The sequence below is a fragment of the Acidobacteriota bacterium genome (genome assembly GCA_016196035.1).
GTDB lineage: Bacteria > Acidobacteriota > Blastocatellia > RBC074 > RBC074 > JACPYM01.
In genome coordinates, this window is record JACPYM010000015.1 from 154,635 (window position 1) to 170,722 (window position 16,088).

Genomic DNA, 16,088 nt, shown 5'->3' on the forward strand with positions numbered 1-16,088 from the left:
TGTAGTTTAGTCTGTGGAGGATCTTTACAATGTGGATTCGAAAATCATCCTTACTCTGTATCTTTGTTTTGCTGTTAGGCGTGTTGGGGCCAACGTCCGCCTTCCATCCGGCCAGCCGTGCGGCGGGCACGGATGAATTTCTGTCCGGGCAAATCACGGTCGTCTTGCAGCCGGGCGCGGACATCAATGCCTTCAATGCGCTGCACAACACTTATGTGATCGAGCAATTGCCCGGCAGCGATAGTTATTTGTTAGGTCTGGCGTCAGGCGTGAGCGTAGACGCCGAGCTGGCTGAAGTCGCTGGCGACAATGACGTGGTCGTGGCCGAGCACAACTTTGTGGTGAAACCGGCGGAAGTCCGCCAGATCAGTCACGCCTTTTTGGATCAAATCAGCCACGCCTTTCTCGACACGCAATCCCCGGCCAGTTTTTACGGGCAGCCGTCGCTGGCCAATCTGCATCTGCCGCAGGCGCAAAACATCGCGCGTGGCGCGGGTGTGCGTGTCGCCGTGATTGACACGGGGCTGGATATGAATCATCCGCTCTTTGGCGGGCGGCTGGCCTGGCCGATGTTCGACTTTGTTGATAACGACGGCAGCCCGCAGGAAGAGCCGGGCGGCAACGGTTATGGTCATGGCACCTTTGTCGCAGGCTTGATCGCGTTGACCGCGCCGCAAGCGACGATTATGCCGTTGCGGGCTTTTGGGCCGGATGGCACGGGCAGCAGTTTCAACATCGCCAAGGCGATTCGCTACGCCACCGACAACGGCGCGCAAGTCATCAACCTGAGCTTTGGGCTGTCGCAACCCGATGGATTTATCAAGGATGCGCTGAGTTACGCCTACTCGCGCACTTACATGGTGGCGGCGGCGGGCAATGACAATCTGAATGCGATTCATTTTCCGGCTTCGTTTAAGAGCAAGACTTTGGGCGTGACCTCGGTAACGGACAATGATCTGAAGGCGGCGTTTGCCAATTACAACGCCGATGTGCAGGTCGCGGCGCCGGGCGTCAATCTTTACAGCGCCTATCCCGGCAACAATTGGGCGTGGTGGAGCGGCACTTCATTTTCGACCGCCTTGGTGAGCGGTGAAGCGGCGTTGATGCTCTCGCTGCGGCCCAATTTGAACCGCTCGAACGTGAGCAGCATCATCACCAGTTGCGGGCCGAGCATCAATTCGCTCAATCCGGCCTACAACGGCAAGCTGGGCAAGGTGCGGATTGATTATCTGTCGGCGCTCAATCAGACCCTCAAAAGCAAATAACCTTTTTCGATTTCTATCCACAGCGTCACAGTGTTTCAGCGTGCGCGACCGTCAGGTCACGCACGCTTTTTTTGTGGCGGCGGGCCTTTGCGGCAGTCGGGAAAATATGGTACGTCTTGCGGCACTATGATCTCCATCGCTGATATTCAGGCCGCGCGCGAACGGCTCGGCCAAGCCATCTATCACACACCCTGTCCGCACTCCGTCACGCTCAGCAAACTGTGCGGCCCGCAAATTTATTGCAAGCTCGAAAATTTGCAAATGACCGGCAGCTTCAAAGAACGCGGCGCGCTGAATAAATTATTGCAACTCACCGATGCCGAAAAAGCCGCCGGCGTGATCGCCGCCAGCGCCGGCAATCACGCGCAAGGCGTCGCCTATCACGCCACGCGGCTCGGCCTCCGATCTGTCATTGTGATGCCCAAGCCGACGCCGCTCATCAAGGTTTCCAACACACGCGACCTGGGCGGCGAAGTCATCCTGCACGGGGCGAATTATGACGAAGCCTTTGCCCACGCGACCGCCCTCGCACAGCAACACGGTTATACTTTCGTCCACGCCTTTGACGACGACGCGATCATTGCGGGGCAGGGCACCATCGGCCTCGAATTGCTGGACGAAGCCGTCAAATTCGATGCGGTCGTCGTGCCCATCGGCGGCGGCGGCATGATCGGCGGCATCGCCGTCGCGCTGAAAACCATGCGCCCCAACATTCGCATCATCGGTGTCGAACCGGCCTATGTGCCTTCGATGAAAGCGGCGGTTGAACAGGGCCACATCGTCGAAGTCGCCGGTCAACCGACCATCGCGGATGGCTTGGCCGTCAAACGCGTGGGCGAACGTCCACTCGAAATCGTCCAGCGCTACGTAGACGAAATCGTCACCGTTACCGAAGGTGAAATTTCGAGCGCGATTCTCAAAATGCTCGAAATCGAAAAAACCGTTGTCGAAGGCGGCGCCGCCGCCGGACTGGCCGCGCTTCTCTTCAAAAAACTGACTGGTTTGGCTGGCAAAAACGTCGCGGTCATCATTTGCGGCGGCAACATTGATCCGAATCTGTTGACCAAGATCATCGAACGTGGCCTCGCGAAAGATGGCCGTTTGGTGCGCGTGCGGACGATCGTGCGCGACCGGCCCGGCGAACTCGCGCGCATTTGCCAGCACGTCGCCGAGGTCGGCGGCAACATTATGGAAGTCGAACACAACCGCGCCTTCTCCGAATTGGAAGTCGGCGGCGTCGAGATTGATTTAACCCTGGAAACGCGCGGACGCGAGCAAATCGAGCAGCTTTTGAATGTCTTGCGTCAGGATGGCATCGAGGCCAGCGAAGTGAAGTAACCGGTACGGAACCGGGAGCGATAGCGACCGGGTGCCCTCGAATAAGTCTCACACGGAGTCACCCGGTCGCTATCGCTCCCGGTTCCGTACCGGCGCATTCCGTGAGTCTTGGTGAGCCTTTCTACGTGCTGAGCTTCGGCTTACGAACGGCGCAGGTGACGCGAAGGCAGTGTTGACCAAACGACAACAAGCTGGAAAGCTGGCTGTACATCTGCTTGAAAACAACAGAAGGAATTCATAGGTACATTCATGAGAGCACTAAGAAAAGACAAGCTTGATGTTCAAGGCTTGCGCTACATTGACGATGCACCAGAGCCTGCCTTGCATCCGGCGGAAGTCAAAATCCGCGTCTTTGCAGCGGGGATTTGCGGCACCGATTTTGGCATTTACCACTCCGATACGCGCCAGGGCATTCGCGACGAGATGTTGCGCCTGTTGGGCGGCGAGTTGAACCGCTACCAACCGTTGGTCATCGGTCACGAATTTTGCGGTGAAGTCGTCGAAATCGGCGCGGGTGTGCCGCGCGCGCTGGTCAGCGTGGGCGATTATGTCACCAGCGAAATGCACATCGCCTGCGGCTATTGCCATCAATGCATGACCGGGCGCAAACACGTTTGTCAGAACGTGCAGATCAAAGGCGTGCACCTCGACGGGACGTTCGCCGAATACGTCTGCGTGCCCTTTGAAAACTTAATCAACCTGGAACGCTTCGGCGGCAAGGCCATGATTCCGCCACGCTTTGGTGCCTTTCTGGATGCGCTCGGCAATGCCGTGCATACCGTGATGGAAGGCGATGTCTCTGGCAAAACGGTCGCGATTCTCGGTTGCGGCACGCAAGGCATGATGGCGACAGCGGTGGCGCGTGCGCTGGGCGCAACGCGTATTTACGTGACGGATTTTTCGGTCACCAGCGGCGGCATTGACGCGGGCCATCTCGCCAAACGCTTTGCCATCGCCAAAGAGATGGGCGCGGATTATTGCTTCGACACCAACGAACAAAACGCGCCAGGGCAAAAAGCCGAACTCTTTTTGCGCGTCGCTGACGAACACGGCGGCGGCGTGGATGTCGTGCTCGAAATGAGCGGTTCGGCGGCGGCTTACAACGACGCCGGTCGGCTGGTCAAAAACGGTGGCGCCATCATGCTGCTCGGCATTCCGTCACGCCCCTTGGCGGCCTTTGACATCGGCAACCACGTCATCTGGAAAGGCGTGACGATGCGCGGCATCTTTGGCCGCCGCATGTTCGACACCTGGTACACGATGCTCGATCTGTTGGCGGCGGATAAATCTGGCCTCAAAGCCAAGCTCGAAAAGATCATCGCCCGCCAGCCCGTGTTGCTCGAAAATTTCGAGCGCGGTTTTGAAATGGTGCGCTCGCAGGAAGCCGTCAAGGTGTTGCTGACGCCTGATCCAAATTTTAAGGTGGAGGCATAAGTCAGTACCGCGAGCGGTAGCGAGCGCGCGGTTTGCCAAATGCACGCTCGCTACCGCTCGCGATACCGATGCTGAACTATTATGAATCCCGAACTGATTTACTCGACCTTACAACATGAACTCGATAAGCTAGCCGAGGCGCAGACCTACAAGTACGAAGTGCCGCTCGAAAGCGAACAGGGCGGGCGCGTCCGCGTGCAAGGCCGTGTGTGTGTGATGCTGGCGTCGAATAACTATCTTGGGCTGGCGAATCACCCGCGTATTAAAGAGGCTGCTCAACAGGGCCTCGACAAGTGGGGTTTCGGCATGTCATCGGTGCGCTTCTTGTGCGGCACCGAGCCGATTCATCTGGAATTGGAACAGCGCATTGCCCGCTTCGTCGGTTGCGAAGCAGCGATCCTGCATTCGTCCTGCTTCGCAGCGAACGAAGCGTTTTTTACGGCCCTGTATGCCAACGATTTTGGCGAGACGAATTACGAAGACGTGATTTACAGCGACCAGTACAACCATGCCAGCATCATTGACGGTGTGCGTCTGTGCCGCGCGGTCGCCAAACAAACCGCGTCGAAACTGTATCGCAACCGTGACGTTGCGCATTTGCGCGAACTGCTTGAAGAAGATCGCGACAAGAATTACCGGCTGAAAGTCATCGCCACCGATGGCGTCTTCTCGATGGAAGGCCACCTCGCGCCGCTGCCCGAACTGGTCGCGCTCGCGCGTGAATTCGGCGCGTTGCTGTTCGTGGACGAATCGCATGCCTCAGGCGCGCTCGGGCAAACCGGGCGCGGCACGCCCGAAGAGTTGGGCGTGCATGGCGAGATTGACGTAATCACCGGCACTTTCGGCAAAGCGCTGGGTGGCGCGTCGGGCGGCTTCATCGCCGGGCGGCGCGAATTGGTCGAATTCCTGCGCCAGAAATCGCGGCCTTACACGTTTAGCAACACCGTGCCGCCGGCGGTCGTGACGGCTTCGATTGCCGCCATTGACTTGATTGAGAATGAGCCGGGCATCGTCAATCAATTGCACGCGAACACGGCGTTCTTCCGCCGCGAAATCGTCAACGCGGGGTTCACCATCCTGCCCGGCCACCACGCCATCGTGCCAATCATGCTCGGTGAAGCGGCGCTGGCGCAGGAGATGAGTCGCGCGCTGCTCGACGAAGGCGTTTACATCAAAGGCCTCTGGTATCCGGTTGTGCCCAAAGGCGAAGCCCGCTTGCGCGCGCAGATTTCTGCCGCGCACACACAGACGGATTTGGAGCAAACCATCGCGGCCTTTAAGACGGTCGGCAAAAAGCTGGGCGTTATTTAACGCAGAAAAGAGAGATTACGGAACAGACGGAAATAACGGAACAGACTGAAAAGAACCGACAACTGGCCTGATCCCTTCCGTCTGTTCCGTTATTTCCGTCTGTTCCGTAATCTCCTCTTCCGATTGCTTCTCTTTCCTTAACCAATATGCAACGTCTCAAAGCAATTGATTCACATACCGGCGGCGAACCTACGCGCGTTATTGTCAGCGGCTTCCCCGATTTGGGCAAAGGCTCGATGGCCGAACGTATGCGGCGGTTCAAAGCCGAGTTCGATCAGTATCGTTCGGCCATTGTCAACGAACCGCGCGGCAACGACGCCATCGTCGGCGCGTTGTTGTGCGAACCGGTTGATGCGGCCAACGCGGCGGGCGTGATCTTTTTCAACAACGTCGGCTACTTGGGCATGTGCGGGCACGGCACGATAGGCCTGATGGTGACGCTCGCGCACATGGGCCGCATTCAACCCGGCACGCAGCGCCTCGAAACGCCCGTCGGCACAATCGCCGCCACCTTGCATGCGAACAATGAAGTCAGTGTGGCCAATGTCCAAAGCTATCGTCACGCAGCAAATGTAACTGTAGATGTGCCTGGCCTCGGCGTCGTGCGCGGCGACATCGCTTGGGGCGGCAATTGGTTCTTTCTAGTGAATGACCATGACCAGCAATTGACGTTGCAACATCTAGACGACCTGACCGCTTACACCTGGAAGATTCGGCAGGCACTCACGGCGCAAGGCATCACGGGCGCGCATGGGCAGGAGATTGATCACATCGAATTGTTTGTGCCTTCGCAACTCGATGGCGTGCAAAGCAAAAACTTCGTGCTCTGTCCCGGCAAAGCCTATGACCGCTCGCCCTGCGGCACGGGCACAAGCGCGAAGCTGGCTTGTCTGGTGGCCGACGGCAAACTGAAAGAAGGCGAGACTTGGAAACAAGAGAGCGTGGTCGGCAGCGTGTTTGAAGGCAGCGTGCGCAGCGCGGATGGAATGATTCAGCCGACGATCAAAGGCTCCGCGTTCGTCAACGCTGAGCTTGAATTGATCCTGGACGAACGCGACCCATTCTGCTGGGGCATCCGGTGAATCTCCAATCTCCAACCTCAAATTCACATACCGCGTTTGATGTGGTCATCATTGGCGGCGGCATAGTTGGGGCAGCCTGTGCGCGTGAATGCGCTCTGGGCGGATTGCGCGTCGCCATCATCGAGCGCGCCGTCATCGGCGGCGGTGCGACGGCGGAAGGCATGGGCCACATCGTGGTGATGGATGATTCAGAAGCGCAGTTCGCCTTGACGCGCTATTCGCAACAGCTCTGGCAGGAATTGGCGAATGAATGGCCTGCGACCGCCGAGTATGAGCAATGCGGCACGCTTTGGGTGGCGGCGGATGACGAAGAGATGGCCGAAGTTCACCGCAAGCGCGAATTTTATGGCGCGCGCGGCGTGGCGACTGAAGTGCTAGATGCACAGCAATTGGCTGAAGCCGAACCGCATTTGCGCCCAGGCTTGGCGGGCGGATTATTTGTGCCGAGCGACGGCGTGAGCTATCCGCCCTGCGCGGCGGGCTATTTGTTGGCCGAAGCGCAACGGCATTCGGCGCAATTGTTTTTGGGGAAAGAGGTGAAGGCGATCAAGTCAGAGTGCGTGCAATTGAGCGATGGCACATTTCTCGCGGCGCGCTTCATCGTCAACGCCACGGGCAGTTGGTCGCCCGAATTGACGCCGGGCATTGACGTGCAAAAGCGCAAGGGACATTTGGTCATCACGGATCGTTATCCCGGTTTTGTCCGGCATCAGTTGATCGAGCTTGGTTATTTGAAAAGTGCGCACTCGCACAATGCGGCTTCGGTGGCGTTCAATGCCCAGCCGCGCAAGACGGGGCAAATTCTGATCGGTTCTTCGCGCCAGTTCGGCGTGCACACGCGCGACGTTGATGCGCCGATGCTGGCCTGGATGTTGCGGCGCGCGGCGGAATACATGCCCGGCCTGGCTCAGCTTTCTGCCCTTCGCGTCTGGACAGGTTTTCGCGCGGCGACATCAGATCATTTGCCGCTGATTGGTCCGTATCCCGGCAGCGACAGCCTCTATCTGGCCACCGGCCACGAAGGGCTGGGCATCACGACTTCGCTGGGCACGGGGCGGCTGCTGGCGGATCAATTGCTGCAACGCCCGTCCGCGATTCCGTGCGAGCCGTATTTGCCTGCGCGAGTTGCCGTGCAGAAACGGGAGACTGCTCATGCCTAATGCCGTGACGCTTTCGATCAACGGCCAGCCTTGGCGTGTGCCTGCGGAAAGCACGGTGGCGGCGGCCGTGCTGTTGAGTGGCGTGACGACTTTCCGCCGTTCGGTGACGGGCGAAGCGCGTGCGCCTTTATGCGGGATGGGCATCTGTTACGAATGCCGCGTGACGGTCAACGGGCAGGCGCATGCGCGCAGTTGCCAGATTGTGTGTGCTGAAGGGATGGAGGTGCGCACCGATGCCTGAGCAACACGCTACTGATCTGCTCATCGTTGGCGCAGGCCCGGCGGGTATCGCCGCCGCAGTCGCCGCGCACGACGGCAAGCAGCGCATCACCATCCTCGACGACAACCCGCAACCCGGCGGCCAAATCTGGCGCGGCGAAGCGCAAACTCCATCTGACACTGCCGCTGCTGAATGGCTCAAGCGCGTGCGGGCGACGAATGCGCAATTCATTCACGGCGCGCGCATCTTCGCGCAAACGGACGACGGCGCGCTGCTGGCTGAAATGACGAATGGCGAGACGCTCAGCCTGCGCTATCAAAAACTGATTCTGGCGACGGGCGCGCGCGAACGTTTCCTGCCGTTTCCGGGCTGGACGTTGCCGAATGTGTTTGGCGCGGGCGGCTTGCAAGCATTGGTCAAAGGCGGGTTGTCCATCGCGGGCAAACGCGTCGTTGTTGCGGGCACGGGGCCGCTATTGCTGGCGGTGGCGGCGTATTTGAAAAAGCGCGGCGCGGCGGTTTTATTGCTCGCCGAGCAAGCGCCCTTCACCAAATTGATTGGCTTTGGGTTGCAAGTCGCGCGGAGCGTAAGCAAGTTCAAACAGGCGCTTGAACTGAAAGGGCAATTGCGCGGTGTGCCGCAACGGTTCGACTGTTGGCCGCTGGCCGCGCATGGCGAAGGCAAATTGGCACGCGTGACGCTGCGGCAGGGAGCGCGAACTTTCGATCTTGCTTGCGATTATTTGGCCTGTGGCTTTCACCTCGTGCCCAACGTAGAACTGGCGGCGCTATTGGGTTGTGCCGTGCGCGATGGTTGCGTCGCGGTGGATGAGTTTCAGCAATCCGCTGTGGCTGGTGTGTATTGCGCTGGCGAATCCACCGGCATTGGCGGTGTAGAGGTTGCGCTGATCGAAGGGCAAATCGCCGGATTGGCTGCCAGCGACCGGCACCATGACGCCCGCCCGCTTTTCGCGGCCCGCGCCAAGGCGCAACGTTTCGCCGGCGCGCTGAACCGGGCGGTTGCCTTGCGCGACGAACTCAAACAGTTGCCCCAGGCCGACACGCTGGTCTGCCGTTGCGAGGACGTGAGTTTTGAACGGTTGCAAACCCAGCCCGAATGGCGCGCGGCGAAGTTGCATACCCGTTGCGGGATGGGGCCGTGTCAGGGGCGCGTCTGTGGCCCGGCGGTCGAGTATTTATTCGGCTGGCAGTCAGCGTCGGTGCGTCCACCGGCCTTTCCGGCCAGTATTGGCAGCTTGGCGCAAGTTGCCGCTTCATCATCATCAAATTCAGGAGACTGACACCATGACTATGCAATGGCGCGGCGTGATGCCCGCAATGACGACCGGCTTAAACGAAGACCTGACGATTGACCACGCCTTTGTGGCCAAACATTGCCAGTGGTTGCTCGACAGCGGCTGCACCGGCATCGTTGCGCCTGGCTCGCTGGGCGAAGGCAATACGATGACCTTCGCCGAACGCCTGCAACTGTGGGAGACGCTGGTGCAAGCCACCGAAGGACGTGCGCCGGTGGTGGCGGCGATTTCGGCGCTGAGCACGTCCGAGTCGGTGGCAATGGCCAAGGCTGCGAAAGAAAAAGGCTGTCGCGGTCTGATGGTGCTGCCGCCCTATGTTTACCAGGGCGACTGGCGCGAGATGAAATACCACGTGGCCGAAACCTTCAAGGCGACTGACCTGTCGTGCATGCTCTACAACAATCCGGTGGCTTATGGCACCGACTTCCTGCCCGAACAGATTGCCGAGTTGGCCGCCGAACATCCCAACTTTCAAGCCGTCAAAGAATCGAGCACCGATGTGCGGCGTGTGACGGCCATCAAGGCGCTGATTGGTGACCGGCTCAATTTGTTTGTCGGCGTGGACGACGCGATTGTCGAAGGCATCGCGGTCGGCGCGGTCGGTTGGGTCGCCGGCTTGGTCAATGCCTTGCCGCAAGAGTCAGTGGCGGTGTTCGATTTGGCGCTGAAGGGTGAGCGCGAAAAGGCGTTGGCGTTGTATCGCTGGTTCCTGCCACTGTTACGATTGGATTGCGTGCCGAAATTCGTGCAACTCATCAAACTGGTGCAGCAGGAAGTCGGGATGGGCAACGCGCGCGTGCGCCCGCCACGGTTGGAGATTGTCGGGGCGGAATTGGAAGAGGCATTAGCGACGATTCGTGGCTCGTTGGCCACGAAGCCCGCATTGTAAGCGCAAGTTAGATCGGTTTTCACATCAGCGTCTGGGAAAAGTCGCCCGGCGGTACCGTCCCGCCACAACGCGCTCCCGTAAATGTATTTGCAAATCGCTCTAGTTTTTGCCGCAGACAAGAAGAAGCTGATTACTTATCTGCGTTCATCTGCGGCAAAGAAAAAGGCGCGCAAGCTGGGATGCTTGCGCGCCTTTCCTGTCTTGCGATGCGGTTTTGTTTAGCGCCGCGCTTTGACCGGCACCTTGATGACTTGGCCCGCTTTGAGCTTGGCCGATGCGCTCAACCGATTGAGCGTCGCCAAATCGCGCACCGAAGTGTTGTAACGGCCCGCAATATCGCCCAACGTTTCGCCGTCTTTGGCTTTGTAGGTGACCAGCTTGGCCATCGTGCTGGCGGTCGAAGGCGCTGTTGCCGCCGCCACTGGCGCTGAAGCGCCACGCGGAGCCGAAAAGACTACGTTGCGCATCCCGCCATTGGCAGGCACCACGATCTTTTGACCGGGACGCAGCACGCCGCCATTAACCTGTTCGAGCGCCGATTCTGAAACGCCGGTGCGGCGCGCAATCATTTCAAAGTTGTCGCCCGCCTGCGCTGTCAGCATGCGCCAGGACGTGCGTTTGTCGGGCGGAATGCGATTGAGCGCCACTTGCAAAACTTTGCCTTTGCCCGGCGGCACGCGCACAGCATAAGTCGTGGCCGGAGGCGTCACGCCGCGTTTCAATTCAGGATTGAGGCCCAGGATGTAGTCGTGACTGGCATCCACCGCGTCGGCGACCAAGCGCAAATCCACCGCGTTGTTGACCGTGACGTAATCATAGGCCAGCGGCGGTTCCGGTTTGGGCGTAAAGCCATAACGCTGTGCGTTCTTGGCAATGATGATCGTCGCCAGAATGTTGGGCACATAGTTGCGCGTTTCTTGCGGCAACATCGGATAGATTTCCCAGAAATCGGCATAGCCACTGCGCGAAATGCAGGAGTCAATGCGGCCTTCGCCGGAGTTGTAGGCGGCCATCGCCAGTTCCCAATTGCCGGCGTAGCGGTTCGCCAGCCAGCGCAGGTAACGCGCCGAGGCGCGCGTGGCTTTTTCAAAGCTCGACCGCTCGTCCACCCAGTAATCCTGCTGCAAGCCGTAGTTGCCACCCGTGCCCGGAATGAATTGCCACAGGCCAACTGCCGATGCCCAAGAACGCGCAATGGGCGACCAGGCGCTTTCGACCTGGCAGAGCCACACCAAATCTTGCGGCACGTTTTCTTCTTTGAAGATACGCCGGGCCATCGCAATAAAGCGGCCCGACCGGCGCAACCCATTTTCCATCGTCGCGCGGCCACGGCCCTGATAGTAGTTGATGAAGCTTTGCACCAACGGATTCGGCTTGAAGTTGAAATCAAGCTTGGCGGCGCTAACAGCGGTTTGAATTTGTTCGGTGGAAACGTTTTTGGTTTCGGCTTCGGTCAATTTCAGTTTGGTCAGATCGTCCAGCGGGGAAGGCACATAGGTTTGTTGCCCAAACCCGCGATCATCCCCAGCGGGAGGCGTAGTGGAAGCAGGCGGCGTTTGTTGCGCGACCACCGGCTTCGTTTGATCTTGGGGCAACGTGCTTTCTGCGTAATTCGGCGCCTGTTTGGCCGCCGGAGCGTTTTTCAACAGCGCCATCTGGCGTTGATAAATGCGATCTACCAACCGGCGGTAATAGTCGCGCAATTGCGAATCATCGGCGTTCGCTTCGAGCACGATGTCCACGGCCTTGTCGTAGGAGCGGCGGGCTTGCTCATAGCTGCCCGCTTGGAAAAACTCTTCGCCCTTTTGAAATTGTTCGTTGGAGCGGTCAATGACGCGTTGCGTGTCCTGTCGCAGCGGCGTTTGCGCCAGCGCTACGGGCGAACAAAGAACAGCGACAAGGACTAAGATGCTTTCAGCGAGCACCACAAATTTATGCTTCAGCATTAGTCGTAAATCCTCTCGAAAAATTTTCATACCCAGCTATTTTGATGTCGTGTCGTTCAGGGAGCGTGTTAGCGAGAATGTGAATGGAAAGGGGGAACCCCAGCAGCATTGAGTGATGTCTTGACGGGATCAATCAGCGAGTGGGGTCGCTAACAACGGGGCACAGTGTAACCTTTACACGGTGGAGCGTCAAACCATGAATTTCCCTATCAATCTTGGTTCTCTAATGTGCCCTGTTGGTTTGACCAGCCCATATTCTCCGTTATAATCGCGCTTACCTTCACTCATCCCAACAATCCCAAACGGAGAATTACCGCAGTGAACATCAAAGAGATTGAGCAGCTTTTAGGCGCTGATGGCGAAGCTTTGCTGACACACACGAGCAAGACCATTGATAAAAATCTGTTGCATCTGCCCGGCCCCGATTTCGTTGACCGTGTCTGGATTAACTCCGACCGTCCGAACAACGTGCTGCGCAATCTGCAAAGCACCTTCAACACGGGCCGCTTGGGCAAGACCGGTTACCTTTCGATCCTGCCGGTGGATCAGGGCATCGAACATTCGGCGGGCGCGAGCTTTGCGCCGAACCCGATTTACTTCGACCCGGAAAACATCGTGAAACTGGCGGTCGAAGGTGGTTGCAACGCCGTGGCCTCGACGCTGGGTGTATTGGGCGCGGTGTCGCGCAAGTACGCGCACAAGATTCCCTTCATCGTCAAAGTCAACCACAACGAATTTTTGACCTTCCCGAACCAGTTCGACCAGATCATGTTCGGCGGCATCAAGCAGGCCTTCGATATGGGCGCGACCGGCATCGGTGCGACGATCTATTTCGGCTCCGAAGAATCCAAACGCCAGATTCAAGAGGTCAGCAAGGCCTTTGCCTACGCGCACGAACTGGGCCTCTACACCGTGCTCTGGTGCTATCTGCGCAACAACGCGTTTAAGAAGGATAAGGACTACCACGTTTCTGCCGACTTGACCGGCCAGGCCAACCACCTGGGCGTGACCATCGAAGCCGACATCATCAAACAGAAACTGCCGCAAAATAACGGCGGTTATAACGCCATCTCGTCAAAGGAAAACCCCTACGGCAAGACCAATCCGAAGATTTACACCGAACTGTCCGCCGATAACCCGATTGATCTGACGCGCTATCAGGTGGCGAATTGTTATATGGGCCGCGCCGGTCTGATCAATTCCGGCGGCGAATCGAAGGGCCAGAGCGATTTGGCCGAAGCCGTGCTGACCGCCGCCGTCAATAAACGTGCGGGCGGCACGGGGTTGATCTCAGGCCGCAAAGCCTTCCAACGGCCAATGACTGAGGGCGTGCAAATTTTGAATGCGATTCAGGATGTGTATTTGGCGAGTGAGATTACCGTGGCGTAAGCATTCGCGTTGAGCGAACGAAACGAAAAGGCCGTCAGCACTTGATGAGGTGCTGGCGGCCTTTTGTGCGAGCGTGTCAGTAGCCCGCGCGTAAGCAAGGGCACTGTTGCGCCACTAGAGCCCTTGCTTACGCGCAGGCTACTGACACAGACCAGACACCTTCTCACGTCAAAGTTAGGTGCTGCGGGCCGCCGTCAGCGGAATCAGTACCTCTTCATGAAACTTGTCGCAACCCAGGCAGAGGTTTTGATAAAGCTTGCCCGACGGCAGCCGCACCGTCGAAGCCTCAATGAACTTTTCGACCGGCCAGCCGTGCGCGATGCCCATGCGTTCGGGGTGTCCCATCGAGAGCGCCTCGTAAACCGGATTACCCAGCAGCCGTTCGAGAATCGTTTCGAGCTTGTCGTTGAGCAGATTGCCGATGGGCGCTTTGGTCTTGATGCAGCAGGGGAAGACGTTGCCTTGCGGGTCAACCGAGACTTCTGAGCCGTTGTAGCGGGATTGCAGAAAGTTCAGCGCGCCCGACCAGCGGTTGCAGAAGTTGTCGCGCAACGTCGCCTTCGACAATTCATTCTCCCACGCCCGTCCGCGCGGCCAGAGTGGGCCGATCCAGGCGTCTTCGGTTGCGCCGAAAAACGAGAAGTAACGATTGTCCAGCTCGGCATTGCCCGCCTGATCGGCGATCAGATGCTGGTGGTGGTTCAAACCGTGCGACTCAAACATCCGCGTCAGTTTGCCCACCTGGCGTTGCTGTGCCTCTTTGGTTTCCATGCCCTGATGATGCTGGTCAATGCCGGAAACGGAGATGTGCCAGGTATGATGTTCGAGCAATTCGTCCACGATCTGTTCGGTCACGGTGTCGCCGGTGGTTTGGACGATGAGTTTGACCTGGCCGCCGTATTTCGCGTGCAGCAGATCAAGCGCCGAATAAAGCACACGTTCGCGCACCTCTTTCAGCAGAATCTCGCCGCCCGCCAGGATCACGCGCCCGATCTTTTCTTTTGGCTGGCCCGTCGCGGGATCGCAATCTTCCAGATCGAGATAGGTCATGCGGTCGGGGAAATTCTCGATGATGCGCGCGTGGTTGTTGACGCTCTCATCCACGACGCGTTGCAAGTCTGCGCCATAGTAGGGACGAAAGCGGTCTTCGTAACAATGATGGCAGGTGCGGTGGCAGAGAAAGGTGGCGACGTAGTAGATAGACTCCATAACTAGCCTTGGGCTTGAGTGGCATCAAGCGCCCTCAACATCACATCATTTGCCGAAAATTTGTAGAACTCCGTTCCACGGCTCGCTGCTTCCTGTTTCTCAATGCTTTCCAGTTCCTGCACATCGGCATAATCCACCGTGCGCACGCCGCGTTCAGCCAGCAATTGCCGCAAGGCGTTCAGCTTACCCTCAGTGCCTTCAGCACTGCCCGATGTAGCGTATGCCAGGAAGCGATTGACGACATGGATGCCGCGTTCGCCGTCCTGTTTGGCTTTGCCGACGAGGCCGTCAGAGGCTTGGCGCGACCAGCCGATGACGAAGGTGTCGGGGATGCGTTGACCCGTTTGCGGATCGAAAACCTGATAGGCCTCATCGCCGGGATTGTCAGGATCGGGCGCGGTGTTTTTGATGTAGACCGAACCGTCGAAGGGCAGGCCCAGCTTTTCGTCTACGCGGTCACCGACGGCGAAAATCACTGTGTCCACGGCCAGATCGTGATAAGTGCCCAGGCCGCGCGCCGAAAAGTCTTCGCCTTTGGGCACGAGCGTGGTGTCTTCCATGCGCAAGGCGCAGACGCGGCCCGCTTCATCAGCCAGGATTTCAGTCGGCGCACTCAGGTAACGGAAGGTCAGTTTCGTCGGGCTTGCGCCTTCTTTGCCGGGTTCGTGGCAATGCTTGGTCAGGTCTTTGTGCAGCTTATCGAGGCCTTCGCTGTCGAGATGAATGTGCGCGGCGCAACGCTGCAATTCTTCCTGAAAAGCCGCGCGGTCAATGTTGGCGGCGACGGCCTTGATCTCGATGTCGGTGTAAGCGCGCTGGGCCGGGCCACGGCGGGCGACGGCGATGACTTCGGGCGTCTTGAGGTCGTGCACCAGCCAGTGCGCGATGTCCACCATCACGTTGCCGATGCCGATGATCGCGACGCGTTGGCCGAGGGGGAATTGGCGTTCGCTGAACGGCGGCAGGCCGTTGTAATGATAGACCAAATCTTTGGCGTGAAAGACGCCCTGCGCCGCTTCGCCTTTCAGGCCAAGCGACTTGGTGCCTTGTGCGCCCGCCGCGACGATCAGCGCCGCCGGTTTCAGCACCTCGCGCAATTCATCCAAGGTTAAATCCGCGCCCGCGCCGATCTTCACGTTGCCGACGTAATGGATACGCGGGTCGGCCAGGATTTTGCGGAACTGCGCACGGATGCCTTCTTTCATCTTGTGCTTATTCCAATAGATGCCGTATTCGACCAGGCCGCCAGGTTTGATGTCGCGATTGATGATGATGACTTGATGACCGGCTTCGGCCAGTTTGCGCGCGCCGTAAATGCCCGCCGGGCCTGCGCCGACGACGACGACGAGATGTCCGCTGTTTTGTTCTGCCATAGGTGTATTGGGTAGGGAAAAGGTTGTTATTGAGCGGTCAACAAAACGCCTGTTACTGCGGCGCGGAGAATAACGCAGAAGTCGAATTTGCGCCACTACCTGGGTACGCCCGCATCCTTGCGGGCAGTCGTGGCGTTGGAAACACAAAGGCGGCAGG

The 16,088-nt window shown here is 58.5% G+C and carries 13 protein-coding genes; 10 read left to right on the forward strand and 3 right to left on the reverse strand.

From position 1 onward, the window contains the following. Nucleotides 1-29 precede the first annotated feature (29 nt). The 9 genes from HY011_05550 (at nt 30) to HY011_05590 (ending at nt 10,014) form a co-directional block, all read left to right on the forward strand. The gene (locus tag HY011_05550) at nt 30-1,265 is read left to right on the forward strand and encodes a S8 family serine peptidase (protein ID MBI3422383.1); all 1,236 of its coding nucleotides are present in this window, start codon (nt 30-32) and stop codon (nt 1,263-1,265) included. A gap of 126 nt (nt 1,266-1,391) precedes the next feature. Further along, nucleotides 1,392-2,603, forward strand: a complete 1,212-nt coding sequence (locus HY011_05555; protein MBI3422384.1) for a threonine ammonia-lyase — start codon at nt 1,392-1,394, stop codon at nt 2,601-2,603. A 249-nt stretch (nt 2,604-2,852) separates the two neighbouring features. Beyond that, nucleotides 2,853-4,037 (forward strand): alcohol dehydrogenase catalytic domain-containing protein, encoded by a 1,185-nt coding sequence (locus HY011_05560; GenBank protein ID MBI3422385.1) that lies wholly within the window; start codon nt 2,853-2,855, stop codon nt 4,035-4,037. An 81-nt stretch (nt 4,038-4,118) separates the two neighbouring features. Further along, complete coding sequence (locus HY011_05565; GenBank protein ID MBI3422386.1) at nt 4,119-5,348, forward strand: glycine C-acetyltransferase; 1,230 nt, start codon at nt 4,119-4,121, stop codon at nt 5,346-5,348. Between the two features lie 146 nt (nt 5,349-5,494). Continuing rightward, nucleotides 5,495-6,430: a 4-hydroxyproline epimerase gene (locus tag HY011_05570; protein MBI3422387.1), complete on the forward strand. Its 936-nt coding sequence runs from the start codon at nt 5,495-5,497 to the stop codon at nt 6,428-6,430. Next, on the forward strand, nt 6,427-7,590 hold the full coding sequence (locus HY011_05575; GenBank protein MBI3422388.1) for an FAD-binding oxidoreductase: 1,164 nt from the start codon (nt 6,427-6,429) through the stop codon (nt 7,588-7,590). Before HY011_05570 ends, HY011_05575 begins: the two co-directional genes overlap by 4 nt. Then, entirely contained in the window at nt 7,583-7,831 is a 249-nt protein-coding gene (locus HY011_05580) for a (2Fe-2S)-binding protein (GenBank protein MBI3422389.1), read from the forward strand. The genes HY011_05575 and HY011_05580 overlap by 8 nt, the downstream gene beginning before the upstream one ends. Beyond that, nucleotides 7,824-9,110 (forward strand): NAD(P)/FAD-dependent oxidoreductase, encoded by a 1,287-nt coding sequence (locus HY011_05585; protein MBI3422390.1) that lies wholly within the window; start codon nt 7,824-7,826, stop codon nt 9,108-9,110. The genes HY011_05580 and HY011_05585 overlap by 8 nt, the downstream gene beginning before the upstream one ends. 4 nt (nt 9,111-9,114) lie before the next feature. Further along, nucleotides 9,115-10,014: a dihydrodipicolinate synthase family protein gene (locus HY011_05590; protein MBI3422391.1), complete on the forward strand. Its 900-nt coding sequence runs from the start codon at nt 9,115-9,117 to the stop codon at nt 10,012-10,014. A gap of 218 nt (nt 10,015-10,232) precedes the next feature. Here HY011_05590 and HY011_05595 read toward each other — a convergent pair whose 3' ends face one another. Beyond that, nucleotides 10,233-11,960 (reverse strand): transglycosylase SLT domain-containing protein, encoded by a 1,728-nt coding sequence (locus HY011_05595; GenBank protein ID MBI3422392.1) that lies wholly within the window; start codon nt 11,958-11,960, stop codon nt 10,233-10,235. A 318-nt stretch (nt 11,961-12,278) separates the two neighbouring features. Here HY011_05595 and HY011_05600 point away from each other — a divergent pair, with 318 nt between their 5' ends. Further along, entirely contained in the window at nt 12,279-13,349 is a 1,071-nt protein-coding gene (locus tag HY011_05600) for a class I fructose-bisphosphate aldolase (protein MBI3422393.1), read from the forward strand. Nucleotides 13,350-13,523: 174 nt separating this feature from the next. On the opposite strand, the gene HY011_05605 is transcribed toward HY011_05600, so the two are convergent. Both HY011_05605 and HY011_05610 read right to left on the reverse strand, forming a co-directional pair. After that, on the reverse strand, nt 13,524-14,558 hold the full coding sequence (locus HY011_05605) for a radical SAM/SPASM domain-containing protein (protein MBI3422394.1): 1,035 nt from the start codon (nt 14,556-14,558) through the stop codon (nt 13,524-13,526). A 2-nt stretch (nt 14,559-14,560) separates the two neighbouring features. Then, nucleotides 14,561-15,931: an FAD-dependent oxidoreductase gene (locus tag HY011_05610; GenBank protein ID MBI3422395.1), complete on the reverse strand. Its 1,371-nt coding sequence runs from the start codon at nt 15,929-15,931 to the stop codon at nt 14,561-14,563. Nucleotides 15,932-16,088: the final 157 nt, after the last annotated feature.